The organism is Burkholderiales bacterium (assembly GCA_036262035.1).
GTDB lineage: Bacteria > Pseudomonadota > Gammaproteobacteria > Burkholderiales > SG8-41 > JAQGMV01.
The window spans coordinates 137,029-163,846 of record DATAJS010000032.1; the positions used below are offsets into that span (position 1 = coordinate 137,029).

General features: G+C 67.0%; 23 protein-coding genes. 3 read left to right on the forward strand and 20 right to left on the reverse strand.

Going from position 1 to position 26,818, the window contains the following annotated elements:
• Positions 1-16: 16 nt before the first annotated feature.
• Complete coding sequence (locus tag VHP37_32615) at positions 17-3,550, reverse strand: FAD-dependent oxidoreductase (GenBank protein HEX2831121.1); 3,534 nt, start codon at positions 3,548-3,550, stop codon at positions 17-19.
• A gap of 125 nt (positions 3,551-3,675) precedes the next feature.
• On the opposite strand from VHP37_32615, the gene VHP37_32620 reads away from it, so the two are divergent.
• Positions 3,676-3,852, forward strand: a complete 177-nt coding sequence (locus VHP37_32620; GenBank protein ID HEX2831122.1) for a hypothetical protein — start codon at positions 3,676-3,678, stop codon at positions 3,850-3,852.
• Between the two features lie 20 nt (positions 3,853-3,872).
• On the opposite strand, the gene VHP37_32625 is transcribed toward VHP37_32620, so the two are convergent.
• The 6 genes from VHP37_32625 to ppsA all read right to left on the reverse strand — a co-directional run bounded on the left by VHP37_32625 (position 3,873) and on the right by ppsA (position 11,486).
• Positions 3,873-4,724: a bifunctional methylenetetrahydrofolate dehydrogenase/methenyltetrahydrofolate cyclohydrolase gene (locus tag VHP37_32625; GenBank protein HEX2831123.1), complete on the reverse strand. Its 852-nt coding sequence runs from the start codon at positions 4,722-4,724 to the stop codon at positions 3,873-3,875.
• Between the two features lie 24 nt (positions 4,725-4,748).
• Complete coding sequence (gene ftsB / locus VHP37_32630) at positions 4,749-5,072, reverse strand: cell division protein FtsB (GenBank protein ID HEX2831124.1); 324 nt, start codon at positions 5,070-5,072, stop codon at positions 4,749-4,751.
• A 19-nt stretch (positions 5,073-5,091) separates the two neighbouring features.
• Complete coding sequence (gene eno, locus VHP37_32635; GenBank protein ID HEX2831125.1) at positions 5,092-6,375, reverse strand: phosphopyruvate hydratase; 1,284 nt, start codon at positions 6,373-6,375, stop codon at positions 5,092-5,094.
• A gap of 16 nt (positions 6,376-6,391) precedes the next feature.
• The gene (kdsA, locus tag VHP37_32640; protein HEX2831126.1) at positions 6,392-7,273 is read right to left on the reverse strand and encodes a 3-deoxy-8-phosphooctulonate synthase; all 882 of its coding nucleotides are present in this window, start codon (positions 7,271-7,273) and stop codon (positions 6,392-6,394) included.
• A 4-nt stretch (positions 7,274-7,277) separates the two neighbouring features.
• Entirely contained in the window at positions 7,278-8,957 is a 1,680-nt protein-coding gene (locus tag VHP37_32645) for a CTP synthase (GenBank protein HEX2831127.1), read from the reverse strand.
• 117 nt (positions 8,958-9,074) lie between these two features.
• Positions 9,075-11,486 carry a phosphoenolpyruvate synthase gene (gene ppsA, locus VHP37_32650; protein HEX2831128.1) on the reverse strand — a complete coding sequence of 804 codons (2,412 nt, stop codon included), beginning with the start codon at positions 11,484-11,486 and terminating at the stop codon, positions 9,075-9,077.
• Between the two features lie 67 nt (positions 11,487-11,553).
• Here ppsA and VHP37_32655 point away from each other — a divergent pair, with 67 nt between their 5' ends.
• A complete protein-coding gene (locus tag VHP37_32655; GenBank protein HEX2831129.1) occupies positions 11,554-12,381 on the forward strand; it encodes a pyruvate, water dikinase regulatory protein in 828 nt (275 codons plus the stop codon).
• A 204-nt stretch (positions 12,382-12,585) separates the two neighbouring features.
• On the opposite strand, the gene VHP37_32660 is transcribed toward VHP37_32655, so the two are convergent.
• Together VHP37_32660 and senA are read right to left on the reverse strand one after the other, a co-directional pair.
• Positions 12,586-13,371: an RNA methyltransferase gene (locus VHP37_32660; protein HEX2831130.1), complete on the reverse strand. Its 786-nt coding sequence runs from the start codon at positions 13,369-13,371 to the stop codon at positions 12,586-12,588.
• On the reverse strand, positions 13,368-14,621 hold the full coding sequence (senA, locus tag VHP37_32665; protein ID HEX2831131.1) for a selenoneine synthase SenA: 1,254 nt from the start codon (positions 14,619-14,621) through the stop codon (positions 13,368-13,370). Before senA ends, VHP37_32660 begins: the two co-directional genes overlap by 4 nt.
• 80 nt (positions 14,622-14,701) lie before the next feature.
• Here senA and senB point away from each other — a divergent pair, with 80 nt between their 5' ends.
• Positions 14,702-15,682, forward strand: a complete 981-nt coding sequence (senB, locus tag VHP37_32670) for a selenoneine biosynthesis selenosugar synthase SenB (GenBank protein ID HEX2831132.1) — start codon at positions 14,702-14,704, stop codon at positions 15,680-15,682.
• On the opposite strand, the gene lpxB is transcribed toward senB, so the two are convergent.
• Genes lpxB through frr form a run of 11 tightly spaced genes read right to left on the reverse strand, consistent with a single transcriptional unit; the run spans position 15,651 to position 26,794 of the window.
• Positions 15,651-16,829, reverse strand: coding sequence for a lipid-A-disaccharide synthase (lpxB, locus tag VHP37_32675; GenBank protein ID HEX2831133.1), 1,179 nt, complete (start codon positions 16,827-16,829; stop codon positions 15,651-15,653). The two genes, senB and lpxB, sit on opposite strands and share 32 nt — an antisense overlap.
• A gap of 9 nt (positions 16,830-16,838) precedes the next feature.
• Positions 16,839-17,624, reverse strand: coding sequence for an acyl-ACP--UDP-N-acetylglucosamine O-acyltransferase (gene lpxA / locus VHP37_32680; GenBank protein ID HEX2831134.1), 786 nt, complete (start codon positions 17,622-17,624; stop codon positions 16,839-16,841).
• Between the two features lies 1 nt (position 17,625).
• On the reverse strand, positions 17,626-18,099 hold the full coding sequence (gene fabZ / locus VHP37_32685; protein ID HEX2831135.1) for a 3-hydroxyacyl-ACP dehydratase FabZ: 474 nt from the start codon (positions 18,097-18,099) through the stop codon (positions 17,626-17,628).
• Positions 18,096-19,145, reverse strand: a complete 1,050-nt coding sequence (gene lpxD / locus VHP37_32690) for a UDP-3-O-(3-hydroxymyristoyl)glucosamine N-acyltransferase (GenBank protein HEX2831136.1) — start codon at positions 19,143-19,145, stop codon at positions 18,096-18,098. The genes fabZ and lpxD overlap by 4 nt, the downstream gene beginning before the upstream one ends.
• A gap of 28 nt (positions 19,146-19,173) precedes the next feature.
• Complete coding sequence (locus tag VHP37_32695; protein HEX2831137.1) at positions 19,174-19,689, reverse strand: OmpH family outer membrane protein; 516 nt, start codon at positions 19,687-19,689, stop codon at positions 19,174-19,176.
• A 58-nt stretch (positions 19,690-19,747) separates the two neighbouring features.
• Positions 19,748-22,018, reverse strand: a complete 2,271-nt coding sequence (bamA, locus tag VHP37_32700; GenBank protein HEX2831138.1) for an outer membrane protein assembly factor BamA — start codon at positions 22,016-22,018, stop codon at positions 19,748-19,750.
• Positions 22,019-22,022: 4 nt separating this feature from the next.
• Positions 22,023-23,387: an RIP metalloprotease RseP gene (gene rseP / locus VHP37_32705; protein HEX2831139.1), complete on the reverse strand. Its 1,365-nt coding sequence runs from the start codon at positions 23,385-23,387 to the stop codon at positions 22,023-22,025.
• Positions 23,384-24,643 (reverse strand): 1-deoxy-D-xylulose-5-phosphate reductoisomerase, encoded by a 1,260-nt coding sequence (ispC, locus tag VHP37_32710; protein ID HEX2831140.1) that lies wholly within the window; start codon positions 24,641-24,643, stop codon positions 23,384-23,386. Before ispC ends, rseP begins: the two co-directional genes overlap by 4 nt.
• A 4-nt stretch (positions 24,644-24,647) precedes the next feature.
• Complete coding sequence (locus VHP37_32715) at positions 24,648-25,433, reverse strand: phosphatidate cytidylyltransferase (GenBank protein ID HEX2831141.1); 786 nt, start codon at positions 25,431-25,433, stop codon at positions 24,648-24,650.
• A gap of 22 nt (positions 25,434-25,455) precedes the next feature.
• Positions 25,456-26,235 carry a polyprenyl diphosphate synthase gene (gene uppS / locus VHP37_32720; GenBank protein HEX2831142.1) on the reverse strand — a complete coding sequence of 260 codons (780 nt, stop codon included), beginning with the start codon at positions 26,233-26,235 and terminating at the stop codon, positions 25,456-25,458.
• Between the two features lies 1 nt (position 26,236).
• Positions 26,237-26,794 carry a ribosome recycling factor gene (gene frr / locus VHP37_32725; protein HEX2831143.1) on the reverse strand — a complete coding sequence of 186 codons (558 nt, stop codon included), beginning with the start codon at positions 26,792-26,794 and terminating at the stop codon, positions 26,237-26,239.
• Positions 26,795-26,818: the final 24 nt, after the last annotated feature.

The window sequence follows — 26,818 nt, forward strand, 5'->3', positions numbered from 1 at the left end:
GCCGCGCTCGCGCGGTTCAGATTCGTTGCATCTCCCGGTCGCCGAGCTTCACCAGGCAATGGTCGATCCACTCGGCCGTGAGCTTTTCCGTCGTGGAGTTCTGCTTCAGGCGCTGGTCGAGCGCTTTCCAGTCGACCGAATCGAGCGGCTGGTCCTGGTTGAAGCACGAGAAGACATAAGTCGTCTTGCCCGTCGCCGGGTCGGTGTGCGGCTGCAGGCACTGCGCGCAGATCTCTTTCATCATGCACTGCATCGGCGAGTTGATCGAGCCGATCGCGAAGTGGTGCTCCTTGAGATAGGGCTTCAGCACCTCGTGACGCGCGCGCGCCACCGCCGCCATCATGCGGTCCGAGCCGATTGCGATGAGGCGATCGGCGTCCGCGAACGGAATCGGCTGCTCGCCCAGGTCGCCCTCGGCGTAGGCGTGCATCGCCTGCACCACGTTGCCGACGAAGGTCTTGTCCTGCGGCCGATCGGGCGTGAAGCCGGGCTCTTCGTCGCAGCACCACACCACCGCGTCCGACGCCGCTTCGATCTCGGAGATCTTGTAGCGATCGGTCATGTGCTTGTACGCGGCGAAGTAGAGCACGCGGCAGCCCGCCGCGCGCATCGCCTGCCCGATCGAGAACAGCACCGCGTTGCCGAGACCGCCGCCGGCGAGCACGACGGTCTCGTTCGGCACGATGTGCGTCGGCGTGCCGGTCGGTCCCATCAGGATCACGGGCTCGCCGGGCTTGAGCATCGCGCACAGATCGGACGAGCCGCCCATCTCGAGCACGATCAGTGAGACGAGCCCCTGCTGGCGGTCGACCCACGCCCCGGTGAGCGCGAGGCCTTCCATCGCGAGGCGCGTGCCTTCGGATTCCGCCGACAGCATCTCGAAGTTCTGCAGCCGGTAGAACTGCCCCGGCTCGAAGCGCCGCGCCGCGAGCGGCGCGCGCACCACGACCTCGACGATCGTCGGCGTGAGGCGCTCGACGCGGTAAACCGTCGCGCGCAGCAGGTCGTTCAACTGGCCGAGGAAGAGCTCGTCGGATTCGCCCGACGCGGGCTCCACGTGCGAGAGCATGTGGCTGACGATGGGATAACCCTGCTTGGCCGACCCGATCGCCTTCACGACGTTGCCGAAGAACGACGGATGCACGTCGCCGAAGTAGCTCATGCAGCGCCCGTCCGCGCGGCGCGAGAGCAGCACGCGCACGTCGGTCGGCTTGGAAATCGATTTCTCCGGTCGTATGGCGTTGCCCTCGGCGTCGACCGCCTGGAAGTAGCGCCCGTCGAGCTTGAAGTGCTCCGCGTCTTCGCGCGCGAGCACGGTGTTGGGCTGCGTTCCCGCCGCGACGAGGATGGTGCGCGCGCGCAGCTCGACTTCGCCGGCGTCCTCCCACTTACCTTCGTCGGTTCGCTTCTGGATACCGAGACGGATCGCGCGCGCGTGGCCGTAGCCGTCGACTTCCACGCGCAGCGGCGTCAGCCCTTCCGCGAACGTGATGCCCTCTTCCAGCGCTTTCTGCACTTCCTCGTGGTTGAGGGTGTACGACGGGCTGTCGACGAGACGCTTGCGGTATGCGATGCCCACACCGCCCCACGATTCGATGAGCTCGACGAGGCGCGGTGCGCGCCCTTCGGACGCGGCCGCCGCGCGCTCGGCGCGGATCGCGCGCGCGTGCGCGATGAACTCGTCGGCGACCTCTCGCTCTTCGGCCGTCCACGCGATGCGCGCGGCCGCTTCGCCGTGCTCGCGCGCGAGGAGCTCGTAGCGCAGCAGGAACTTCTCGACCTGCACCGGGTAGTACGCGAGCGCTTCGGTCGCGGTGTCGATGGCAGTCAGGCCGCCGCCGATCACGACGACCGGCAGGCGTAGCTGCATGTTCGCGATCGAATCGGGCTTGGCCGCACCGGTCAGTTGCAAGGCCATCAGGAAGTCGGACGCGGTGCGCACGCCGCGCGCGAGGCCGTTGGGCATGTCGAGCACCGTCGGGCGCCCCGCGCCGATCGCGAGCGCGACGTGATCGAAGCCCAGCGCGAACGCTTCTTCGACGGTGACCGTGCCGCCGAAGCGCACCCCACCGATCAGCGCGAAGCGGCTGCGGCGCTCGATCAACAGGCGGATCACCTTGAGGAAGTTCTTGTCCCAGCGCACCGTGATGCCGTACTCGGCGACGCCGCCGAAGCCCGCCATCACGCGGTTGTCGAGCGATTCGTACAGCTCGTTCACGTCGCGGATGGGCTTGAACGGCACGCGCGCCCCGTTCGGTCCCACGCCCGAGATCTCGGGCGGCAGCGGCTCGATCTTGAGGCCGTCGATGCCGACGACGGTGTGGCCGTCGTTCATGAGGTAATGCGCGAGCGAGAAGCCGGCGGGGCCCATGCCGGCGATCAGCACGCGCTTCCCCGAAGGCGCCGCCGGTAGAGGCTGCCTCAGGTTGAGCGGATTCCAGCGCGTGAGCAGGCCGTAGATCTCGAAACCCCACGGCAGCGCGAGCACGTCCTTGAGCGTGCGCGTCTCCGCCTGCGGGATGTCGACCGGCTCCTGCTTCTGGTAGATGCACGCCTTCATGCAGTCGTTGCAGATGCGATGGCCGGTCGCCGCGCACATCGGGTTGTCGACCGTGATGACCGCGAGCGCGCCGATCGCGTGCCCCTGCGTCTTGGTCTTGTGGAACTCGGAGATCTTCTCGTCGAGCGGGCAGCCGGCGAGCGTCACGCCGAAGACGCTCTTCTTGAACGACGCTTCTCCGCGGCCGGTCGCGTTCTTCTCGCGCAGGCCTTTGGAGCACGAGTCCTTGCCCTGCTCGTGGCACCAGATGCAGTAGTTGGCGTGGTCGAGCGCGCCGGTGAGGTCGGTGCCGCGATCGGTGAGCTTGAAGCCCTCGCGATGGCGCAGCTTCTCTTTGGGATAGGTGTACGAACGAAAGCCCCGGCTCTCGTCCACCGCTGCCGCAGGGACCAGGTGCATCGCGTCGAGCTTGTGCGGCGCCTTGAAGAGCACGCCGGCGCGGTGCTTCTCCCTGCCCGCCTTGCTTTGCGCGGCCCATGCGGCGTACTGAAGCGCGGCATCGAGCGCTTCGGCGTTTGCCGCCTCGTCCTTCTGCCATTCGGTGACGTGGCGCGCGAACGAAAGCTCGGTCAGAGGCTCACCGGTCAGCGCTTCGAGCCTGGCCGCGAGCGCGGCGCCGTCGAGGGCCTCGGCCGCCTCGGCCTTGATCTTGTGCATCGCCTTGCGCTGCACGAAGTTGCGCTTGACGCCGTACAGCGGCGCGAGCTCGTGATGGCGCGCCGAGAGCGCAGCCGCTTCCTGCTCGATCCCGAACAGCCACGCGATGTAATCGTCGACGTGCGGCGCTACCGCGATGAGGAGCTCGGACTCCTGCTTCGGGGCGAGCCCGGCGGGATTCGCCCGCGCCTGGACCAGCGCGTCGCGCAGCGAAGGGTCGGCTTCGCCGAGGCGCTGGAGAAAGCGTGCGTCGACGCGCTGCAATCCGTCGTGCTCGTACAGGTCGATGAAGGAAAGGCCCGACGCGGGGATCGGGATGCTCGCTGTGCTCACAGGGTGACGGCGCGAAAAGTCGCAATTATAGCAATGGCTTGCAACGGCCTTAGGCCGTGACGGCCTATCGTTATGCGAGGCTTCGGAAGCCTGCCGCTCGCGCGATGTGGTGCGATAATCGCGGGATGAGCACGCACGGGCTGCACTTCTCCCATCCCGAGCACAAGAGCGCGCCCGGCGCGCGCCGCGCGCTCGCGTGGGTCGTGCTGGCGGTGGTGGCGGCGACGCTGGGGTGGCTCGGGTTCCGCGGGTATCTCTCGCCCGAGTTGCTGTTTCATTTCGCCAATAGCCTGGTCTGTTAGCGTCGCGGTCAGCACGCGACCTACGGGTTGGCGCGCTCGGCCGCCAACACGGTATTCGAGACCAGCATCGCGACGGTCATGCGGCCGACGCCGCCCGGCACCGGGCTGATCGCCCCCGCCACTTCCTTGACCCCTTCGAAATCGACGTCGCCGACGAGCTTGCCTTCGGCGTTGCGATTGATGCCGACGTCGATGACGACCGCGCCGGGCTTCACCATGTCGGCGGTGACGAGCTTCGCGCGGCCCGCGGCCACGACGAGGATGTCTGCGTTTCGCGTGTAGCTCGCCAGGTCCGGCGTCTTCGAGTTGCACACCGTCACCGTCGCCCCGGCGTTGATGAGGAGCAGCGCCATCGGTTTGCCGACGATGCTGCTGCGGCCGATCACGACCGCGTGCCTGCTTTCGAGCGCGGCGCCGGCGTGCTCGAGCATCTTCATGACGCCGAGCGGCGTGCACGGCACGAGCCTGGGATGTGCATCGACGATGGCGCCGAGGCTCGCCCATTTGAAGCCGTCGACGTCCTTTTCGATCGCGATCGCCTGCAGCACGCGCCGCACCTCGATGTGCTTCGGCAGCGGAAGCTGGACGATGATGCCGTGGATCGCGGGGTTGTCGTTGAGCGCGCGCACCCGCTCGACGAGGTCGGCCTCGGTGCATTCGACGGGAAACGCCTGGACTTCGGCGTGCAAGCCGGTCTCCTCGCACGCCCTGGCCTTGTTGCGCACGTAGACGCGCGAAGCGGGGTTGTCGCCGACGACGACCGTCGCGAGGCCCGGCGTGACGCCGCGGGCTTTGAGCGCCGCCAGCCGCGGGGCGAGATCGGCGAAGACCTGGCGGGCGATCGCCGCGCCGTCGAGTATCGAAGCTGTCATGGGAACCTAGGTATTGCGGGGGCGCTACTGCGTGCGCGAATCCGCGCCGAGCGTGCCTTTCTTGGCGGTCGTGGTGGTGGCTTCGAGCACCTGGAAGAAGATCTCGTCCTGGCGGACCATGCCGAGCTCGCTGCGCGCGCGCTCCTCGATCGCCTCCAGTCCCTGCTTGAGATCGCGCACTTCGGCGTCGAGCGCGCCGTTACGCGTGCGCAGCTTGGCGTTGACCTCGCGCTGCGCGCCGATCTCCCGATCCACCTCCCACACGCGCATCCAGCCGCCCTTGCCGAGCCATAGCGGATACTGGATCGCGCCGACGAGTGCGAGCAGGATGAGAGTCAGCCATTTCACGGCACGCGGCTGGAGCGCCTTACCTGATCTGGTAGAAAGCACTGCGGCCGGGGTAGCTCGCGCTCTCCCCGAGATCTTCCTCGATCCGCAGCAGCTGGTTGTATTTCGCGAGGCGGTCCGAGCGCGACATCGAGCCGGTCTTGATCTGCATCGCGTTGGTGGCGACGGCGATGTCCGCGATCGTGGTGTCCTCGGTCTCGCCCGAGCGGTGCGACACGACCGCGGTATAGCGCGCGCGCTTCGCCATCTCGATCGCGGCGAGCGTTTCGGTCAGCGTGCCGATCTGGTTCACCTTGATCAGGATCGAGTTCGCGACGTGCTCCTTGATCCCGCGCTCCAGGTACCTGGTGTTGGTCACGAACAGGTCGTCGCCGACGAGCTGCACGCGGTCGCCGAGCTTGCGGGTCAGCATCTGCCAGCCTTCCCAGTCGTCCTCGGCCATGCCGTCCTCGATCGACAGGATCGGGTACTTGTCGACCCACGCAGCGAGGTAATCGACGAACTCCGCCGAGGTCAGGTTGCGGCCCTCGGATTTCATCGCGTAGCGGCCGTCCCTGAAAAACTCCGAGCTCGCGCAGTCGAGCCCCAGGCCTACGTCCTCGCCGACCTTGTAGCCGGCCGCGCCGATCGCTTCGATGATGAGCTGGATCGCCGCTTCGTGGTTGGCGAGACGCGGCGCGAAACCGCCTTCGTCGCCCACCGCGGTGGCGAGCCCGCGGTCGTGCAGGATCTTCTTGAGCGTCTGGAACACTTCCGCCCCGCAGCGCAGCGCTTCGCGGAACGAATCGAACGCGAGCGGCAGGATCATGAACTCCTGCATGTCGAGGCCGTTGTCGGCGTGCGCGCCGCCGTTGATGACGTTCATCATCGGCACCGGCATCGTCATCGGGCCCGCGCCGCCGAGATAGCGGTGCAGCGGCAGGCCGGACTCTTCGGCGGCGGCCTTGGCCACCGCCATCGACACCGCGAGGATCGCGTTGGCGCCGAGGCGCGACTTGTTCTCGCTGCCGTCCAGATCGATCATCGTGTTGTCGATGAACGTCTGCTCGGTGGCGTCGACACCGATGATCGCTTCGCAAAGCTCTGTATTCACGTGCTCGACGGCCTTGAGCACCCCCTTGCCGCCGTAGCGCTTCTTGTCGCCGTCGCGCAGCTCGATCGCCTCGCGGCTGCCGGTGGACGCGCCCGAAGGCGCCGCCGCACGGCCGAGCACGCCCGACTCGAGCAGCACGTCGGCCTCGACGGTCGGGTTGCCGCGCGAATCCATGATCTCGCGCGCGATGACGTCTACGATCGCACTCATTGGAAGTCTTCCTGTTCTATTTCTGTTTCGAAGCGACGAGGTCCGGCTCAGAGGTCGGCGCGACAAGCGCCTCGGCAAACCCCGCCCGCTTTACGGTCTCATCTATGGTTTTCAGCGTCTCCAGCAACCGTTTCATGTGTCCCAGCGGCCATGCGTTCGGCCCGTCCGACAACGCCTTGGCCGGGTCAGGGTGCGTCTCCATGAAGACGCCCGCGACGCCGCTCGCGACCGCGGCGCGTGCCAGCACCGGGACGAACTCGCGCTGGCCTCCGCTAGAGCTGCCCTGCCCGCCCGGCAACTGCACCGAGTGGGTCGCATCGTACACGACCGGACAGCCGGTCTCACGCATGATCGCGAGCGAGCGCATGTCCGAGACGAGGTTGTTGTAGCCGAAAGACGCGCCGCGCTCGCAGACCATGATCGTGTCCGATCTGCCCGCGGCGTCCCGCGCTTTCTCGACGACGTTCTTCATGTCGCCGGGCGCGAGGAACTGGCCTTTCTTGATGTTCACCGGCTTGGCCGTAGCGGCGACGGCGGTGATGAAATCGGTCTGGCGGCAGAGGAAGGCCGGCGTCTGGAGCACGTCCACCGCCGCCGCGACCGCGTCGATCTCGTCGATCTCGTGCACGTCGGTGAGCACCGGGATGCCGAGGTCCTTGCGCACGTCGGCCAGGATCTCCAGCCCCTTGTCCATGCCCAGACCGCGGAAGGACTTGTTCGAGCTGCGGTTCGCCTTGTCGTACGACGACTTGTAGATGAACGGCACGCCGACCGCGGCGGCGATCTCCTTCAACTGCCCCGCGGTGTCGAACGCGAGCTGGCGCGATTCGACGACGCACGGACCGGCAATGAGGAAAAGCGGCTTATCGAGGCCGACTTCGAAGCCGCACAGGTTCATGGCCTCAGGCGATGTTCTGCAAAGGCTCGGGCGATTCGACCGCTTCGCCTTCGCCCGTCGCCGTGCGGCCGTTGTCGAGCGCCGCCTGCACGAACGCCTTGAACAGCGGATGGCCCGCGCGCGGCGTCGAGGTGAACTCGGGGTGGAACTGGCAGCCCACGAACCACGGATGATCCGGGAGCTCGATCATCTCGCACAGGTCCCCGGATGCCGAGGTGCCGCTGACGGCAAGACCGGCTTCCTGCAGCCGCGGCAGGTAATGGTTGTTGACCTCGTAACGGTGCCGGTGGCGCTCGACGATGCGCTCCGCGCCGTAGATCCGGCGCACCAGAGAGCCTTCCTGGAGCACGCACTCCTGCCCGCCGAGGCGCATGGTGCCGCCGAGCTCCGACTGTATGTCGCGGCGCTCGATGCGGCCGTCGCGGTCCTGCCACTCGGTGATCAGCGCGATGACCGGGTGCGGTGTCTCGGGCTCGAATTCGGTGCTGTGGGCGCCCTCGAGCTTCGCGAGGTCGCGCGCATACTCGATCACCGCGAGCTGCATGCCGAGACAGATGCCGAGATACGGCACGCGATTCTCGCGGGCGTAGCGGATGGCCCCGATCTTGCCCTCGACGCCGCGCTTGCCGAAACCGCCCGGAACCAGGATCGCGTCCATCTGCTCGAGCGCGGCGGTGCCGTTTTTCTCGATGCTCTCCGAATCGACGTACTGGATCTCGATGCGCGCGCCGGTGTGGATGCCGGCGTGGATCAGCGCTTCGGACAGCGATTTATACGATTCGGTCAGGTCGACGTACTTGCCGACGATCGCGATGTTGACCGTGCGCTGCGGGTGCTCCAGCGCGTAGACGAGCTTGTCCCACTGCGCGAGATTCGCCGGCGGCGGGTTGAGACCGAGCCGTTTACAGACGATCTGGTCGAGGTCCTGCGCGTGCAGACCCGCCGGAATCTTGTAGATGCTGTCGACGTCCACCGCCGAGATCACCGCTTCCACGCCGACGTTGGTGAAGAGCGCGATCTTGCGGCGCTCGTCGTCCGGCAGCGGGCGGTCGGCGCGGCAGAGCAGGACGTCGGGCTGGATACCGATCTCGCGCAGCTCTTTCACCGAGTGCTGGGTGGGCTTGGTCTTGATCTCGCCCGCGGAGCGGATGTAGGGCACCAGGGTCAGGTGGATGAAGCAGGCGTTCTCGCGCCCGACTTCGATCGCCATCTGCCGGATCGCCTCGAGGAAAGGCAGCGACTCGATGTCGCCCACCGTCCCGCCGATCTCGATCATCCCGACCTGGGCATCGCCCACCCCACGCCGTATGCAAGCCTTGATCTCGTCGGTGATGTGCGGGATCACCTGCACCGTGCCGCCGAGATAGTCGCCGCGGCGCTCCTTGCGGATCACGCTCTCGTAGATCTGGCCCGTGGTGAAGTTGTTGCGCTTGCTCATTTTTGTGGAGACGAAGCGCTCGTAGTGGCCCAGATCGAGATCGGTTTCCGCACCGTCTTCGGTGACGAAGACTTCGCCGTGCTGGAAAGGGCTCATGGTGCCCGGATCCACGTTGAGGTACGGGTCCAGCTTCACCATCGAGACTTTGAGGCCCCGCGATTCGAGGATCGCGGCGAGGGAGGCGGCGGCGATGCCTTTGCCAAGGGAGGAAACTACACCACCGGTGACAAAGATATATTTAGTCATCAGATTACTACTAAGCCGTTTGCGGATTTTAGCCCGCCGGATCGCGCGGCGTCTATCGCCGCGCGATCCGGGACAGGAGAGAGGCGAGAGGAGAGAGGCGAAAAAGCGGGGATCGCCTCAGTGCTTCTCCTCTCTCCTCTCTCCTTTCTCCTCTCTGGCGAGATACAGCCACGTCTCGACGACGGTGTCGGGGTTGAGTGACAGGCTCTCGATGCCCTCCTCCATCAGCCATTTCGCGAGGTCCGGATGGTCGGAGGGGCCCTGGCCGCAGATCCCTACGTACTTGCCCGCCTTGCGGCACGCCTGGATGGCGAGGTGCAGCATGTGCTTGACCGCCGGGTCGCGCTCGTCGAACGCGTCGGCGATGATGCCGCCCGAGTCGCGGTCGAGCGCGAGCGTCATCTGCGTCATGTCGTTCGAGCCGATCGAGAAACCGTCGAAGTGCTCGAGGAACTGGTCGGCGAGCACCGCGTTGGCGGGGATCTCGCACATCATGATCACCCGCAGGCCGTTCTCGCCGCGCTTCAGCCCGTTCTGCGCCAGCAGCTCGAGCACCTTGTTGGCCTCGGCCAGAGTGCGCACGAAAGGCACCATGATCTCGACGTTGGTGAGGCCCATCTCTTCCCGCACCTTCTTCATCGCGCGGCATTCCAGCTCGAAGCACTTCCTGAAGGATTCGGAGATGTAGCGCGAGGTGCCGCGGAAGCCCAGCATCGGGTTTTCTTCGTGCGGCTCGTAGCGCGAGCCGCCGGTCAGGCTCGAGTACTCGTTCGACTTGAAATCCGACAGCCGCACGATGACCGGCTTGGGCCAGAACGCCGCGCCGAGCGTCGCCACGCCTTCGGCCATCTTGTCGACGTAGAAGCTCACCGGGTCCGGATAGCCGGCGGCGTGCTCCTCCACCGCGCTCTTCAGGTCCGCCGGCAGATCGGGATACGCGAGCACCGCCTTGGGGTGCACCCCGATCATGCGGGCGATGATGAACTCCAGCCGGGCGAGCCCCACGCCTTCGTTCGGCAGGCGCTGGAACTCGAAGGCGAGCTCCGGATTGCCGACGTTCATGGTGATCTTCACCGGCGCCTTGGGCATCTTCGCGAGCGAGAGGTCGATCACCTCGGTCTCGAGGATGCCGCGGTAGACGAACCCGGTGTCGCCTTCGGCGCACGAGACCGTCACGTCCTTGCCGTCCCTGAGCACGCGCGTCGCGTCGCCGCAGCCGACGACCGCCGGGATGCCGAGCTCGCGCGCGATGATCGCGGCGTGGCAGGTGCGCCCCCCGCGATTGGTGACGATGGCGGAAGCGCGCTTCATCACCGGCTCCCAGTCGGGATCGGTCATGTCGGTGACGAGGACGTCGCCGTCCTTCACGGTGTCCATCTCCGCCGCGCTCTTCACCAGCCGCACCGGCCCGCTGCCGATCTTCTGGCCGATCGCACGACCGGTGGCGAGGACCTCGGAGCGCGACTTCAGGCGATAGCGGCGCAGGGTGTCGACGCGCTCGCTCGCCTTCACGGTCTCCGGGCGCGCCTGGAGCACGTAGAGCTTGCCGTCGGCGCCGTCCTTGCCCCATTCGATGTCCATCGGGCGGCCGTAGTGCTTCTCGATGATCTGTGCGTAGCGCGCGAGCTCCTCGACTTCCGCATCGGTGATCGAGAAGCGCTTGCGGTCGGCGTCCGGCACGGGAACGGTCTGCACCGAGCGGCCCGCCTGCTTCTCCTGCGTATAGACCATCTTCACGGCCTTCGAGCCGAGTCCGCGGCGCAGGATCGCCTGCCGGCCCGATTCGAGCGCGCGCTTGTAGACGTAGAACTCGTCGGGGTTCACCTGCCCCTGCACCACGGTCTCGCCCAGGCCGTAAGCGGAGGTGATGAACACGACCTGGTCGAACCCCGATTCGGTGTCGAGCGTGAACATGACGCCGCTCGCCGCGAGGTCGCTGCGCACCATGCGCTGGATCGCCGCGGACAGCGCGACCTCGGCGTGGGCGTAACCCTTGTGCACCCGATACGAGATCGCGCGATCGTTGTAGAGCGACGCGTAGACGTGGCGGATCGCCTCGACCAGGTTGTCGAGGCCGTGCACGTTGAGAAAGGTCTCCTGCTGGCCCGCGAACGACGCGTCGGGGAGGTCTTCGGCGGTCGCGGAAGAGCGCACCGCGAACGAAGCTTCGGTGCCGGCGCCCGCGGTCAGCGTCTCGTAAGCGGCGGCGATGTCGCGCTGTAGCGCGGCGGGCAGCGGCTGCGCGAGGATCCAGCCGCGGATCTCGGTGCCGGCCGCCGCGAGCGCCTTGACGTCGTCGGGGTCGAGCGTAGTCAGGCGGTCCGCGATGCGCTTGTCGAGACCGTTCTGCGCGAGGAACTCGCGGTAGGCGTGCGCCGTCGTCGCGAAGCCGCCGGGCACGCGCACGCCGGCCGCGCCGAGCTGGCTGATCATTTCGCCGAGCGAAGCGCTCTTGCCGCCGACGCTCGCCACGTCGCTCATGCGCACCGAGGCGAGATCGACGACGAGAGAATCCGAAACCTGAGTCATAAAGTTTTGTGCCGCCCTGGAAAACACGCTATTTTACCGGAAGCCCCCGGGTTCCCTGTAACGCACGATGACCTCCCAGAAACGCGTCGCCTTCTTCATTTCCGACCGCACCGGCATCACCGCCGAGATGCTCGGCCACAGCCTGCTCACGCAATTCGAGGGCGTGCGCTTCCAGGAGGTCACCCTGCCCTTCGTCGACACGGTCGACAAGGCGCACGAGATCGTCGCGCAGATCAACGAGACCGCGGGCAAGGAGGGCATGCGCCCGATCGTGATCAGCACGCTGGTCAACACCGAGATCGCGCAGATCGTGGGGGCCGCCAATGCGCTCTTTCTCGACTGCTTCGAGATCTTCATCTCGCCGCTGGAGAAGGAGCTCGGCGAGCGTGCTTCGCACGCGATCGGCCGCAGCCACAGCGTCAACGATCTGGTGAACTACTATCACCGGATCGACGCGGTCAATTACGCGCTCGGTCACGACGACGGGGTCACCACGCGCGAGCTGTCCGACGCCGACATCATCCTGGTGGGCGTGTCGCGCTCCGGCAAGACGCCGACGTGCTTGTACATGGCGATGCAGTTCGGCATACGCGCCGCGAACTACCCGCTGATCCCGGAAGATTTCAGCACGATGCAACTGCCGAGCCAGCTCAGGCCGCTGCGCGGGCGCATCCGCGGCCTCACGATCAAGCCCGCGCGGCTCTCCCAGATCCGCACCGAAAGACGGCCGGGCAGCCAGTACGCGACGCTCGCGAACTGCGAATACGAGGTGAAGGAAGCCGAAGCGCTGATGCGCCAGGAAGGCATCCCGTACCTCGACGTGACCAGCAAGTCGGTCGAAGAGCTCGCGACGACCATCCTGCACGAGGCCAAGCTCGTGCGCAGAATTTACTGATCGCTCGGCTCTGGGGTGTAAAAAGCGATCGACCGCCAAGGACGCAAAGGACGCAAAGGTTTTCCTCGGTCGGTACGCTTCGGCGTCTCGTGCTCAAGTGCACCGACATCGAGATTGCTCACCCGCCTCATCGCTTTTCCTTTGCGTCCTTTGCGTCCTTTGCGGTTAAAAAGCTTTTAAAAACGCGGTGCGCTCGCGCGCACCCTACGGTTTGCGAGCGAGCTGCCGGACCCGCTCGAAGAGGCAGATTGCCGCGGCGGCGGCGACGTTGAGGGACTCGGCTTTGCCGGGCATGGGGATCGAGATCGTGCGATGCGCGGCCTTGCGCAGCCCCGCGCTGATACCCGCGCCTTCGTTGCCGAAGATCAGCGCGACACGGCCGCTCAGGTCGGCGTCGTAATACGGGACGTCGCCGTCTCCCGCCGCCGCTAAGACGCTGCCGTCGTAGCGCTGCGCGATGCCGTGCAAGTCGATCGCGTCGTAGATGCGCAGCGCGAAATGCGCGCCCATGCCCGCGCGCAGCACCCGCGGCGACCACGCCTGCACGCACGCGGGCGAGAGGTAGACCTCATCGATGCCCGCCGCGGCCGCCGAGCGCAGGATCGAGCCGAGGTTGCCGGGATCCTGGATGTCTTCGAGCATCACGCAGGCGGCGGGCTTCTCCGGCACCTCCCGCGCGCGCGGCGTCTTCACCGCGGCGATGAGACCCGTCGGCGTCGACACCGACGAGAGCTCGCGCATGAGCCCGTCACCCAGCACGAGCGGCTCCGGCATGAGCTTCGAGCGGAGCAGCGCCGCGATCTCCGGGTCGGCGAGCGCCGATCGCGACACGGCGACCTGGTCCGGCGCGCCGACGTGCTCGACGTAAGCCTGCACCAGATGCACCCCGTCGAGCAGCGACCGACCGGCTTTCTTGCGCTCGCGCGAGGACTGGTGGAGCTTGAGCAGCGCTTTGAACTGCGCGTTGTCGGCGGAGGTGACGTGCCTCATGCGCGCGGCGCGCAGGTGCGAAAGCCCGCGTACACGTCGCGCCGATCGGGCGTATAGAAGTTGCGCCACGTGTTGCGGATCAGCGCAGGACGCGTCTCGAAACAGCCGCCGCGCAGCACCTTGTGGGTGTGGAACCACGGCTGCGAATACTCCTTGTACGGATCGGCGACGAATCCCGGATAAGGCGCGAACGCGTCGGCGCACCATTCCCAGACGTTGCCGATCATCTGCCGGCAGCCGTCGGCACTGTCGCCGATCGCGAGCGCCGAGACATCGCACGTGTAGTCCGATGCGCCGTGCAGATTCGCGCGCTCCGGACCCGGCGCTTCGACACCCCACGGATAGTCCCGCTTTTCCATGCCCGCCGCCGCGAGCTCCCATTCGGCCTCGGTCGGCAGCCGCCGTCCTGCCCACCGGCAATACGCGTCGGCTTCGTACCAGTTGACGTGGATCACCGCGGCGTGGGGGTCGATCGGCCGCCAGGCGTCGAAGATCCGCGCGCGCCACCACGAGGCTTCGCGGCGCCAGTACACCGGATGTTCCGCGCGCTCGGCCGATCGCCACCGCCAGCCATCGACGCTCCACAGCTCGGGCCGCTCGTAGCCGCCGTCGTCGACGAATGCGGCGAAGGCGTCGTTCGTGACCGCGGTCTTGGCGATCGCGAACGGAGCGACTTGCACCTCGTGCAGCCATTTCTCGTTGTCGAAGACGAAACGCCCGTCGTCGCGGGCGCCGAGCGTGAAAGTCCCGCCGCGGATTTCGACATCGCCGCTCGCCCCCAACCGCGCCCCCGGCACTCGCGAGCCGGTCCGGGGCGGCGGACCGTAGCCAAGGGTCTGGCGCGTATAGCTCAGCGCTTCGCAGTGCATCTCCTCGTGCATCGCGCACAGCCAGGCGAAGTAGCGCATGTGGGCGCAGCGCTGTGCGTCGAGGCGCTCGAGCACGCGCCGGAGGACGTTGTCGAGGTAGCCGAGCGTCGCTTCGAACGTCGGCAGCGGCAGGTCCCACCGCGTATCGTGGGCGACCGCGGCGGAATCGTAGAGCGCGTCCGCGTGCGCGAGGATCGACGGCCGCAGCGGTTCGCCTTCTCCCGCGTAACGCAGGCACCAGCGCTCCTGGAACCACGCCGCGTGGCCGATCTCCCATAACGGTGGATTGACGATCGCGAGCTTCGGCCCGAGCAGCCGCTCGCCCGTGAGATCGGCGGCGAGCCCGAGGAAGCGCGCGCGCGCTTCCCGAAGCTGCCGCATGAGCGCATCCGCGCTCGAAGGGTCCGACGTCATGCCGTCAACGCTTTGCTATAGTCACGCGACAGTTTAGCGTGCCTCCCGTGAGAATCTGCATCGTCACACCCGCGCGTCCCGGATCGCGCAGTGGTAACCGCAACACCGCCGCGCGCTGGGCCGCATTCCTCCGCGCCGCAGGCCACCGCGTCAGGATCGAGCAGACGTGGAGCGGCGCCGCCGCCGACGTGCTCGTCGCGCTGCACGCGCGGCGCAGTCACGATTCGATCGCCGCTTATGCCGCGCGGTATCCGCAGCACCCGCTGGTCGTCGTGCTCACCGGCACCGACGTCTATCGCGACATCGTGCACGATGCTTCCGCGCAGCGCTCGCTCGAGCTCGCCACGAAGCTCGTCGTGCTGCAGGACGCCGCGATCGACGAGCTCGCGCCGCGCCTGCGCGCGAAGACTCGTGCGATCTACCAGTCCGCGCGCGCCGTAGCGCGCGCGGCGCCTCTCGCGACGTGCTTCGAATTCGTGGTGAGCGGCCATCTGCGCGCGGAGAAAGATCCCTTCCGCGGCGCCGCTGCGCTCGCGCATATCGATACGCAGTCGCGCGCGTACGTGACCCATATCGGCGGCGCGCTCGACCCGGGCTCGGACGACGAAGCGCGTGCGTGGATGGCGCGAGAGCCCCGCTATCGCTGGCTCGGCGAGCTCCCGCACTGGCGCGCCATGCGCATGCTCGCGCGCGCCCGCGCGATGGTGATCAGCTCGCGCATGGAAGGCGGCGCCAACGTCGTGTCCGAAGCCCTCACCATCGGCGTGCCGGTGATCGCTTCGGATATCTCGGGCAACATCGGCATGCTCGGCCGCGATTACCCCGGCTATTACGCGGTCGGCGATGAGCGCGCACTCGCCGACGCGATGCGGCGCGCGGAATCCGACCCTGCCTATTACGCGCGGCTCGAGGAAGCGTGTCGTGTCCGCGGCAAGCTCGTCACGGTCGAGCGCGAACGCGGAGCGCTCGAATCGCTGATCGCAGCGCTCGGCACGGTCAGGCCCGCGCCCGAGGAAGTAACGGGATAACCGCCGCGGCCGCCTTCTCGGCGGTGTTCTGCCGCAACGCGCGGCGCATCGCTTCGAACCGTGCGTCGAGCGCTTCGCACGCCTCTTCGTCCTGCAGCCATTTCAGCAGCGCCTGCGCGAGCGCGTCCGGCGTCGCCGCGTCCTGAACGAGCTCGGGCACGATCTGCTCGCCCGCGAGGATGTTGGGCAGCCCGAGGAACGGCTGGTACGCGCGGCGCCTCAACACCCAGTACGAGAGCCTGGAGACCTTGTAGGTGATCACCATCGGGCGCTTCAGCAGCGCCGCTTCCAGGGTCGCGGTGCCGGAGGCGACGAGCACTGCGTTCGCCGCCGCCATCGCTTCGAGCGAGTGACCGATCATCAGGGTCAGGTTGAGCTCTTCCGGCGAGACCTTGGCGAGCGCGGTCTCGAAGAGCTCCTTGGTCGTGCGGCTCGCGAACGGCACCAGGATCCTTATCCCGGGGATCGCCTCGTCGAGCTTCACCGCGGTGCGTATGAAGAGCTCGGCCATGTTCTCGAGCTCCGAGACGCGGCTGCCGGGCAGCATCGCGACCACCGGGATGTGGGCCGCGATGCGCAGCTCCTCGCGCACCGCCTCGATCGGCGGCAGCTCCTCGAGCATGTCGGCGAGCGGGTGGCCGACGTAGCGCACCGACACGCCCTCCTTCTCGAAGATGCGCGCCTCGAACGGAAACAGCGTGAGCAGGGTGCTCACCGCGTGCTTGACCGTCTGCACCCGCTCGCGCCGCCAGGCCCACACCGCGGGCGCCACGTACTGCACGGTGGGGATGCCGGCGCGCTTGAGGTCGATCTCCAGGCCGAGGTTGAAGTCCGGCGCGTCGACGCCGATGAACGCCGCCGGCGGCGTCTGCAGGAAGTGATCGCGCAGCCTGCGGCGGATGCCGGCGATCTCCCAGTAGTGCCTGACCACTTCGACGTAGCCGCGCACCGCGAGCTTTTCCATCGGGAACAGCGATTCGGCGCCCGCCGCTTCCATCCTCGGTCCCGCGATGCCGACGAAGCGCAGGTCCGGCCTCTGCGCCTTCAGCGCGCGTATGAGGTGCGCGCCGAGGAGATCGCCCGAAGGCTCGCCGGCGACGATGCCGATGACATTCGACTGCCGGAAAGCCGCCTTGCGCGTCGCCAAGGCAGCCCTCTAGCGAACGATGCCGCGGCTGGCGACGCCGAGGAAATCCACGAAGCGCTGCACGTCGGGCTGCTCCGCCGCCTGCGAGGCGAGCTCGGCCTTGGCTTCTTCCAGCGTATGGCCCGATCGATACAGCGTGCGGTACGCGCGCTTGATCCCGTTGATCGCCTCGTTCGAAAAGCCGCGTCGGCGCAGCCCTTCGGAGTTGATGCCGTACGGATGCACCGGATTGCCCGAGGCCTTGACGTACGGGGGTATGTCCTGGAGCACCACCGTGCCCAGGCCGGTGATGCTGTGCGCGCCGACGCGGCAGAACTGGTGCACCAGCGTGAAGCCGCCGAGGATGACCTCGTCCTCGATGTGCACGTGCCCCGCGAGCTGCGCGTTGTTGGCGAAGATCGTGCGGTTGCCGATCTGGCAGTCATGCGCGATGTGCACGTAGGCCATGATCCAGTTGTCGTCGCCGATGCGCGTGACGCCGACGTCCTGCACCGTGCCGGTGTTCAGCGTGCAGAACTCGCGGATCGTATTGTTGTCGCCGATCTCGAGCCGCGTGGGCTCGCCCTGGTACTTCTTGTCCTGCGGCGGGCCGCCGATCGACGAGAACTGGTAGACGCGATTGTTCGCGCCGAGGCGCGTGTGCCCGTCGATCACGGTGTGCGGGCCGATGCGGCAGCCGTCGCCGATCTCGACGAACGGCCCGATCACCGCATACGGCCCGATCTCGACGCCGCTCCCGATCGCCGCGCCCGGGTCGACGAGGGCGGTCGGGTGTATGCCTGCAGCCCCGCTCATCTCATTCGCCGCCGGAGCGCGCCTGCTCCTGGTTGACGTGGCGTATGGTGCAGAGCAGGTCCGCCTCGGCCGCGACGACGTCGTCGACGAGCGCCTTGCCGTGGAACTTCCACAGCCCGCGCATGTAGCGCGTGAGCGAAACGTCGAGGTGCAGCGCGTCGCCGGGCGTCACCGGTTTCTTGAAGCGCGCGTTGTCGATGCCGACGAAGTAATAGAGGATGTTCGGATCGGCCTTGTGCCCTTCGGTCGAGAACGTGAGGATCGCCGCCGCCTGCGCGAGCGCCTCGATGATCATCACGCCCGGCATCACCGGGTGGTGCGGGAAATGCCCCGGGAAGAACGGCTCGTTCATCGTCACGTTCTTGAGCGCGACGATGTTCTTTCCCGCCTCGCACGACAGCACGCGGTCGACCATCAGGAACGGATAGCGGTGAGGCAGGTACTCGAGGATCTTGTGTATGTCCATTGTGTTCAAGAGCGGCTCCTTCTCAGCTCCGCGAGTCCTTCCTCGAGCGCGGCGAGGCGCCGCGCGATCTCGGCAAGATGACGCACTTGCGCTGCGTTCCGGCGCCATTCGCGGTTGGTCTCGAACGGATAGACGCCGCTGTAGACGCCGGGTTGATCGATGGATTTGGTGATCGAGGTGTGGCCGGAGATGTGCACGCGGTCGGCGATCGTGACGTGTCCCGCGATGCCGACCGCCCCGCCGATCTGGCACCAGCGTCCGATCTGCACGCTGCCGGCGATGCCGGTGCACGCCGCGATCGCGGTGTGCGCGCCGATCCTGACGTTGTGCGCGATCTGGATCTGGTTGTCGAGCTTCACGCCGTCCTCGATCACGGTATCGTCGATGGCGCCCCGATCGATGGTGGTGTTGGCGCCGATCTCGACGTCGTCGCCCACGCGCACGCCGCCGACCTGCGGCACCTTGACCCAGCGGTCTTCGTCCATGGCGATGCCGAAGCCGTCCGCGCCCACGACCACGCCCGAATGCACGATGACGCGGTCGCCGAACGTGCAGCCGGCGTAGACCGTGACCCCGGCGTTGAACCGGCAGTCGCGCCCGACGCTCACGTGCTCGCCCAATACCGTTCCCGCGCCGACGATGCTGCCCGCCCCCACGCTCGCCCCGCTCGCCACCACGCAATAGGCGCCGATCTGCGCCGACGGGTCGATGCGCGCGTCGGGCGCGACGACCGCGGTCGGATCGACACCGGGCACGGCCTCGCGGGCGGGCCTGAGCAGCGCCGACACGCGCGCGAAATAGAGATACGGATTGTCGTGGACGATGCGCGGCAGCCCGGTCGCGTCGCGCGCGGCCGGCGCGACGATGACCGCCGAGGCGCGCGTGGTCGCGAGCTGCTTGAGATAGCGCGGATTGGCGAGGAAGGCGATGGACGCGTCGCCCGCGTTATCGAGCGTCGCGACGCGGTCGATCCGCACGCCGGCATCGCCGACGATCTCGCCTCCGAGCCTGGCGGCGATCTCGCCGAGTGTGTAGGTGACAGAGCTGCCGTTCATGATCGCGGCGCCGGCAGCGCGCCGTGCCCTATTTCTCCGAAGCGAGCGCCTTCAGGACGCGGTCGGTGATGTCGAGGCGCGGACTGCGGTAGACGGCCTCCTGCAGGATGAGGTCGTACTTCTCGGACTCCGCGATCGCCTTGATCACGCGGTTCGCGCGCTCGAAGAGCGATTGCAGCTCCTGGTTGCGCCGCAGGTTCAGGTCCTCGGTGTACGAGCGCTGCAGGCGCTGGAAGTCGAGCGTCTGGCGGGACAGCTCCTGCTCGCGCGAGCGCCGGTCGGTCTCGCTCATGGTCATGGCGTCTTTTTCGAGCTGGCCCTGGAGCGCCTTGATCTGGCTTTCGCGGCGCTGGAGCTCCTGCATGCGGGGCGCGAACTCCTTCTCGAGGCGCTTGCTGGCCTGGTCGGCCTGCACCGATTCACGGTTGATGCGCTCGGCGTCGATGAAACCGATCTTCAGCTCGGCCGCCGCGGCAGTAGGTGCGCCCGACCACAGCGCGGACGACAGCGCCACGGCTGCGAGCGTCGAGTAGAAATACTTCAATGTCGTCTCCTTCGTCTTCGTCGGGCGCGGTCTCGCGCGCGCCGGGCGAGCCATTCTGCTAGAACGCGCCGCCGAACGTGAACTGGAAAAACTGCTTCCGGTCGAGCGGCTCGCTCTTGAGCGGCGCGGCAATGCTGATTTTAAGCGGTCCCATCGGGGACACCCAAAGCACCCCGAGCCCCGCCGCGACGCGCAGCTCGTCGAACGCGTACCTCTCCGCCGTCATGCCGGTATCGACGAACGCGCTCATGCGCACGCTGCGCTCGTTCTGCATGCCCGGGAACGGGAACAGGAACTCGGCGTTGCCGAGCAGCTTCTTGCTGCCGCCCCGCGGATTGCCGTCGATGTCCTTGGGGCCCACCGTGAACACGCGGAAACCGCGCAGCGAGTTTACCCCACCCACATAGAAATTCTTGAAGAACGGCAGCGCCGTGGTGTCGTTGTAGCCCTTGCCGTAGCCGATCTCGCCGTTGAGCATCAGCGTGTAGTCGCGCGAGATGGGGAAATAGCGCTGGTACTGATAGCTCGCCTTGTAGTAGTTCAGGCTCGCCCCCGGCAGGCCGAGCTCGCCGTTGGCCTTCTGCATCGTGCCCTTGGTGGGATAGATCAGGCTGTCGCGGCTGTCGCGCGTCCACCCGAGGGTGGCGAGGATCGCGTCGGACTTGTCGCCGAACGTCGCGACGTAATCGAGGTAGATCCGCGGGCTGTCGGCGAAGGTCGAGATCTCGGTGTGCTCGTAGCCCAGGCCGTAGTTGATCGTGTCGATCTCGGTGATCGGCACCCCGAAGCGCATCGTCGCGCCCAGGGTCTTGGTCTGGTAATTGCCGAGCCCGGCGTTGGCGGCGTCGACCTCGCGCATGAAGACGTCGAAACCGCGCGACACGCCGTCGACGGTCCAGTACGGATCGGTGTACGAGAACGCGTACGTCGTGTTGAGCTTGCTCGTGTTCAGGCCGATCGACACGTGCTTGCCCGAGCCGAAGATGTTCTGCTGCGTGACCGAGCCCGACAGGATCACGCCTTCGCCGCTGCCGAAGCCGGCGCCGAGCAGCACCGCACCGGTCGGCTTCTCCGCCACGGTGACGTTGACGTCGACCTGGTCGGTCGTGCCCTGCACCGCCGGCGTCTCGATGTTCACCTCGGTGAAGTAGCCGAGGCGGTCGATGCGGCTCTTGGAGGTGGCGATCTTCTGCGAGGAGAACCAGCCGCCTTCGAACTGCCGCATCTCGCGGCGGATCACCTCGTCGCGCGTGCGCGTATTGCCGGCGACGTTGATGCGGTGCACGTAGACGCGGCGGCCCGGATCGACGAAGAACGTGAAGGCCGCCTGGCGCTTGTCCTTGTCGAGGTCGGGCGCGGCGTTGACGTTGGCGAACGCGTAGCCTTCGTTGCCCAGCCGGTCGCTGATCGCCTTGGTCGACTCGGTCACCCGCGCGCGCGAGAACACCTCGCCGGGTTTGAGCGTGATGAGCTTGCGCAGCTCTTCCTCGGGCAGCAGCAGCTCGCCGCCCAGGTCCACCTTCGACACCGTGTACTTCGGACCTTCGCTCACCGCGACGGTGATGTAGATGTCCTTCTTGTCGGGCGTGATCGAGACCTGGGTCGACTCGATGTTGAACTCGAGATAGCCGCGGTCGAGGTAGTACGAGCGCAGCGTCTCCAGGTCCGCGGAGAGCTTCTGGCGCGAGTACTGGTCGGCCTTGGTGTACCACGTGAAAATGCCGGGCGTGGTCAGGCTCAGCTGCTTGAGCAGGTCTTTCTCGCTGAACGACTGGTTGCCGATGATGCTGATCTGGCGGATCTTCGCCGCGTCGCCCTCGTCGATGCTGAAATTGAGCGAGACGCGGTTACGCTCGAGCGGCGTCACCGTGGTGCTCACGTTCGCGGCATAACGGCCGCGGGACAGGTACTGGCGCTTCAGCTCCTGCTCGGCGCGGTCCAGGAGACCCTTGTCGAAGATGCGCCCTTCGGCGAGACCGATCTGGCTCATCGCCTTCAGCACGGTCTCCTTGTCGAATTCCTTGAGGCCGGTGAACTCGATCTGCGTGATCGACGGGCGCTCCTGCACGATGACGACGAGCACGCCGTCCTCGGCTTCGATGGTGACGTCCCTGAAGAACCCGGTTGCGAAGAGCGCCCGCAGGGTCTGCGAGGCCTTGTCGTCGGTCATGGTGTCGCCGACCTTGACCGGGAGATAGCTGAAGACGGTGCCCGCTTCGGTGCGCTGGATGCCTTCTACGCGTATGTCTTTTATGACGAAGGGTTCGATTGCCAGCGCTGGAGTTGCACTGATAGCCAGCGCTAAAACACCGACTCGTAAAAAATGCATCTATTCAGCCAGAGATGAGACGATTGATGTCGTTATATAAAGCAAAAGCCATCAAGACGAACAACAGCGCCATGCCCAACTGTTGCCCGATTTCGATGGCTTTGTCCGAGACCGGACTGCCTTTGATCAACTCGAAGACATAATACATCAAATGCCCTCCATCCAATAAGGGCACTGGCAGCAAGTTGAGCACGCCGAGGCTGATGCTGATCAGCGCGAGGAACAGCAGGAACGAGACCCAGCCCATCTGCGCCGACTGGCCCGCGTAGTCGGCGATGGTGATCGGCCCCGACAGATTCTTGAGCGATACGTCGCCCACGATCATCTTGCCGAGCATCTTCAGGCTGAAGGTCGACGTGTCCCACGTCTTGTACAGCGCCTTGCCGATGCTCTCGACCGGACCGTAGCTCACCACGGTCATGAGCTGGGCGGCCGTCTGCGGGTCGGCCTTGGGATACGCGCCGACCCGGCCGATCGGTTTGCCGTTCTCGGTGTGGACCTTCGGCGTCACCTGCACGAAGCTCGCGCTGCCGCCGCGGCGAACCTCGAACGTGAGCGGCTTGCCGGGATGCGCACGAACGACCGTGACGAGATCTTCCCAGGTCTTGATGGGGGCATTGTCGACGCCGGCGATCTCGTCGTCGGCCTTCAACCCCGCCTGCTCGGCGGCGCTGCCGCCTTCGATCCTGCCTATGACAGGGGCAATCGGCGGGTTGAAGCGCGAGAGCCCGGCTGCGCGCAGGAAATCGCCGTCGAGGTCTTCGGGCCGGGTCGCGGAGAGGTCGAGCTCGCGCACCCGCGTCTCGCCGGTCGAAGTCTTCACGGTGACGGGGACACGGTCCTTCTTCACCGCATGCTGGAGCAGGACCCAGCGGGCGTCCTGCCACGTGGCGACCGGCTCGTCGCCGACGCGCTCGATCGCATCGCCGCTCGCGAAGCCCGCCGTCGCGGCCGCGCTCTGCGGCGGCACGTCGCCGACCAGCGGCTTCAGGCCCGGAACCCCGTGCATGAAGAGGATCCAGTACAGCAGGATCGCGAGGATGAAATTGGCGACCGGTCCCGCGAGCACGATCGCGAAACGCTTGCCGACGCTCTGGCGGTTGAAAGCGCGATCGAGCTCGCGCGGATCGACCGCGCCTTCGCGCTCGTCGAGCATCTTGACGTAGCCGCCGAGCGGAAACGCGGCGAGCGCCCATTCGGTCTGGTCGGGCCCGTAGCGCCGCGACCACACCGGCTTGCCGAAGCCGAGGGAAAAGCGCAGGACCTTCACGTTGCACAGCCGCGCGACGAGATAGTGACCGAGCTCATGGACGACGATGAGCAGGCCCAGCGTGACGACGAACGCGACGACCGTGGTGATGAAGCTCATGAGCTTGCGCCGGTAGTGGTGACCGTAGATAAGAGCCCCGAACGCGCCCCGGTGTTCCCCGGTTTTTTGCCGGCGCGCTCGGCCAGCCAGCGCTCGGCGCAATGCCTGGCGTCGCGATCGGCCGCGAGCACGTCGGCGAGCGTCGCCACGGCGCCTGCCGGGCAGCGCTCGAGCACCGCTTCGATCATGCGCGGGATCTCGGTGAAGCCCATGGCCCCGGCCAGGAAGTTCGCGACCGCGACTTCGTTCGCGGCGTTGAGCACCGCGGGCGCCGCGCCGCCCGCGTGCAGCGCTTCGTACGCCAGCCTGAGACACGGGAAGCGCTGGGTGTCGGGCTTCTCGAAATTGAGCGCGCCGATGCGCGCCAGGTCGAGGAAATCGACGCCCGCCTCGATGCGGTCCGGAAAGGCCAGCGCGTGCGCGATCGGCGTGCGCATGTCGGGATTGCCGAGCTGCGCGATGACCGAGCCGTCGACGTACTCGACCATCGAGTGCACCACGCTCTCGGGATGGATGACCACTTCGATCCGCGAGGGAGCTGCGTTGAACAGCCACCGCGCCTCGATCACCTCGAGGCCTTTGTTCATCATGGTCGCCGAATCGACCGAGATCTTGCGGCCCATGATCCAGTTCGGATGCGCGCACGCGGCCTCGGGCGTCACATGCTCGAGCTCGCCGGGCGGCGTCAAGCGAAAAGGCCCGCCCGAAGCGGTCAGCAGAATGCGGCGCACGCCCACCGGCTCGAGCTCACGGTCGAAATGCCGCGGCAGCGCCTGGAAGACGGCGTTGTGCTCGCTGTCGATCGGCAGGATCGCCGCGCCCGCCGCGCGCGCCGCGTTCATCAGGACTTCGCCCGACGTCACCAGCGATTCCTTGTTGGCGAGGAGGAGCTTCTTGCCCGCGCTCGCGGCGGCCAGCGCGGACTTGAGCCCGGCGATGCCGACGATCGCCGCCATGACGGTATCGACATCGGCGTCGCTCGCCACGCGCTCCAGCGCCTCCGGTCCGCACAGCACCTCGGTCTCGACGCCCGCATCGCCGAGCTTGCGCGCGAGCGCGTCCGCGGCGGTTTCGTCGAGCATGACGGCGTAGCGCGGCCGGAACGCGACGCACTGCGAGAACAGCGTGTCCACGCGGGTGTTCGCGGTCAGCGCATGGACGTTGAAGCGATCGGGATGACGCGCCACGACGTCGAGCGTGTTGGCGCCGACGCTGCCGGTCGAGCCGAGGATCGTGAGATTTTGCGGTCTGCCCATCGTCCTAGCGCAGGTGGAAAGCGAGCGCCGCGAGCGGCATGGTCGCGGTCAGACCGTCGATGCGGTCGAGGATGCCGCCGTGCCCGGGCAGGAGCTGTCCGCTGTCTTTCACGCCCGCCTGGCGCTTGAGCCACGATTCGAAGAGATCCCCTTCGACCGACAGCACGAAGATCAGCAGGAAGAGGCCGAGGCCCACGCCCATCGAGAAATAACGGCTCGAGGGCTCGGCGAGCATCTGCACCGCCACGAAGTACACCGCCACCGCGATCGCCGCGCCGAGCGCGCCTTCCCACGTCTTGCCCGGACTGATGAGCGGCGCGAGCTTGTTTCTGCCGAAGCTCTTGCCGGCGGCATAGGCGGCGGTGTCGGCGATCCACACCACGGACATCACGAGCAGCAGCGCCCACGGCGTGGGCTGCAGGCGGACCAGTGCGACCCACATCGGGACCATCGCGATCCAGCCGGCGGCGGCGAGGACGAGCAGGTTACGCAGCGTCCATCGCTGCACCAGCCAGAACGGCGCGACCAGCACCCAGAAAGCGACGCTCAGCGCGAACACGTACACGTCGAACTGCGGCAGGAAGTACAGCGCCCCGGCCGAGACGAGGATGAGCCCGATATACGCGATGCGCGCGGCGCCGGCCATGCGTGCGAGCACGGTCCACTCGTGCGAGCCGAGCGCGAGGACGACCAGGAGCAGCACGGCCCACGCGCCCTGCGGCAGGAAAAACAGCGCAGCGCCGAAGACCGCGAGCGCGATGACGGCGGTGATCACGCGCTGCATGAGCATCGATGTTCTCCTGGGCTCGGGGTCAGCCGGCCGAGATGCGCGCGACGCGGCGGCCCGCCTGCACCTGCTCGCTCGTGCGGCCGAAGCGGCGCTCGCGCTCCTGGTACGAGGCGATCGCGGTGTCGAGCGCGGCGGCGTCGAAGTCGGGCCACAGCATGTCGGTGAAGTACAGCTCGGTGTACGCGAGCTGCCACAGGAGGAAGTTGCTGATGCGCTGCTCGCCGCCGGTGCGGATGAAGAGATCGGGCTCGGGGGCGTAGCTCATCGAGAAATACGGCGCGAGGTCGCTTTCTTCGAAGCCGTTCGCGCGCTCGGGCTTGTCGGCGAGCATGCGGCTTACCGCCTGCATCATGTCCCAGCGTCCGCCGTAGTTCGCGGCGACGGTGAGGACGAGCCCTTTGTTGCCTGCGGTGCGCTCTTCGGCTTCGCGCACCAGGCGCACGATGCGCGGCTCGAATCGCGACAGATCGCCGATCGCGCGGAAGCGCACGCCGTTGGTGTGCAGCTTCTCGATCTCCTGCTCCAGCGCGGCGATGAAGAGCTGCATCAGGAACTTCACCTCGTCCTGCGGACGGCGCCAGTTCTCGCTGCTGAAGGCGAAGAGCGTGAGGAAGCCGACGCCGCGCCGCACGCACGCCTTGACCGTCGCGCGCACCGCTTCCAGGCCGCGCTTGTGCCCCGCCACCCGCGGCAGGAAGCGCTGCTTCGCCCAGCGCCCGTTGCCGTCCATGATGATGGCGACGTGGCGCGGCACGCCGTCGGTGTCGGGAATCTCGAGAGTGGAGCTGGTATGGGCGCTCATCTCAGATCGCCATCAGGTCGGCTTCTTTCGCCTGGAGCAGCTTGTCGATCTCGGCGATGTGGCGGTCGGTGAGCTTCTGGACGTCGTCCTGCGCGCGGCGCTCCTCGTCTTCGGCGACTTCCTTCTTCTTGAGCGCCTCCTTCAGATGCTGGATCGCATCGCGGCGGACGTTGCGCACCGCGACTTTCGCGGCTTCGGCTTCCTTGTGCACGACCTTGATGAGGTCCTTGCGGCGCTCTTCGGTGAGCGCCGGCATCGGCACGCGGATCGTGTCGCCCATCGCGGCGGGATTCAGACCGAGGTCGGAATCGCGGATCGCTTTCTCGATCGCGCCCGTCATCTTCTTGTCCCACGGGTTGACGCCGATGGTGCGCGCATCGAGCAGCGTCACGTTGCCGACCTGCGGCACCGGCGTGGGCGTCCCGTAGTAATCGACCATCACGTGGTCGAGCAGCCCGGTGTGGGCGCGCCCCGTGCGCACCTTGGCGAGATCGTTGCGAAGCGCTTCGATACTCTTCTTCATCTTCTGCTCGGCGGTCTTCTTGACGTCGGCAATCATGCCCCGCTCCTTCGCAAGTTGGGT

What these genes read in the sequence shown, in the direction of transcription:
- VHP37_32620 (HEX2831122.1), top strand. Translation starts at nt 3,676, where the DNA reads ATGAGCACGCACGGGCTGCACTTCTCCCATCCCGAGCACAAGAGCGCG.
- VHP37_32625 (HEX2831123.1), bottom strand. Translation starts at nt 4,724, where the DNA reads ATGACAGCTTCGATACTCGACGGCGCGGCGATCGCCCGCCAGGTCTTC.
- eno (HEX2831125.1), bottom strand. Translation starts at nt 6,375, where the DNA reads ATGAGTGCGATCGTAGACGTCATCGCGCGCGAGATCATGGATTCGCGC.
- kdsA (HEX2831126.1), bottom strand. Translation starts at nt 7,273, where the DNA reads ATGAACCTGTGCGGCTTCGAAGTCGGCCTCGATAAGCCGCTTTTCCTC.
- VHP37_32645 (HEX2831127.1), bottom strand. Translation starts at nt 8,957, where the DNA reads ATGACTAAATATATCTTTGTCACCGGTGGTGTAGTTTCCTCCCTTGGC.
- ppsA (HEX2831128.1), bottom strand. Translation starts at nt 11,486, where the DNA reads ATGACTCAGGTTTCGGATTCTCTCGTCGTCGATCTCGCCTCGGTGCGC.
- VHP37_32655 (HEX2831129.1), top strand. Translation starts at nt 11,554, where the DNA reads ATGACCTCCCAGAAACGCGTCGCCTTCTTCATTTCCGACCGCACCGGC.
- VHP37_32660 (HEX2831130.1), bottom strand. Translation starts at nt 13,371, where the DNA reads ATGAGGCACGTCACCTCCGCCGACAACGCGCAGTTCAAAGCGCTGCTC.
- senA (HEX2831131.1), bottom strand. Translation starts at nt 14,621, where the DNA reads ATGCGGCAGCTTCGGGAAGCGCGCGCGCGCTTCCTCGGGCTCGCCGCC.
- lpxA (HEX2831134.1), bottom strand. Translation starts at nt 17,624, where the DNA reads ATGAGCGGGGCTGCAGGCATACACCCGACCGCCCTCGTCGACCCGGGC.
- lpxD (HEX2831136.1), bottom strand. Translation starts at nt 19,145, where the DNA reads ATGAACGGCAGCTCTGTCACCTACACACTCGGCGAGATCGCCGCCAGG.
- bamA (HEX2831138.1), bottom strand. Translation starts at nt 22,018, where the DNA reads ATGCATTTTTTACGAGTCGGTGTTTTAGCGCTGGCTATCAGTGCAACT.
- rseP (HEX2831139.1), bottom strand. Translation starts at nt 23,387, where the DNA reads ATGAGCTTCATCACCACGGTCGTCGCGTTCGTCGTCACGCTGGGCCTG.
- ispC (HEX2831140.1), bottom strand. Translation starts at nt 24,643, where the DNA reads ATGGGCAGACCGCAAAATCTCACGATCCTCGGCTCGACCGGCAGCGTC.
- VHP37_32715 (HEX2831141.1), bottom strand. Translation starts at nt 25,433, where the DNA reads ATGCTCATGCAGCGCGTGATCACCGCCGTCATCGCGCTCGCGGTCTTC.
- uppS (HEX2831142.1), bottom strand. Translation starts at nt 26,235, where the DNA reads ATGAGCGCCCATACCAGCTCCACTCTCGAGATTCCCGACACCGACGGC.
- frr (HEX2831143.1), bottom strand. Translation starts at nt 26,794, where the DNA reads ATGATTGCCGACGTCAAGAAGACCGCCGAGCAGAAGATGAAGAAGAGT.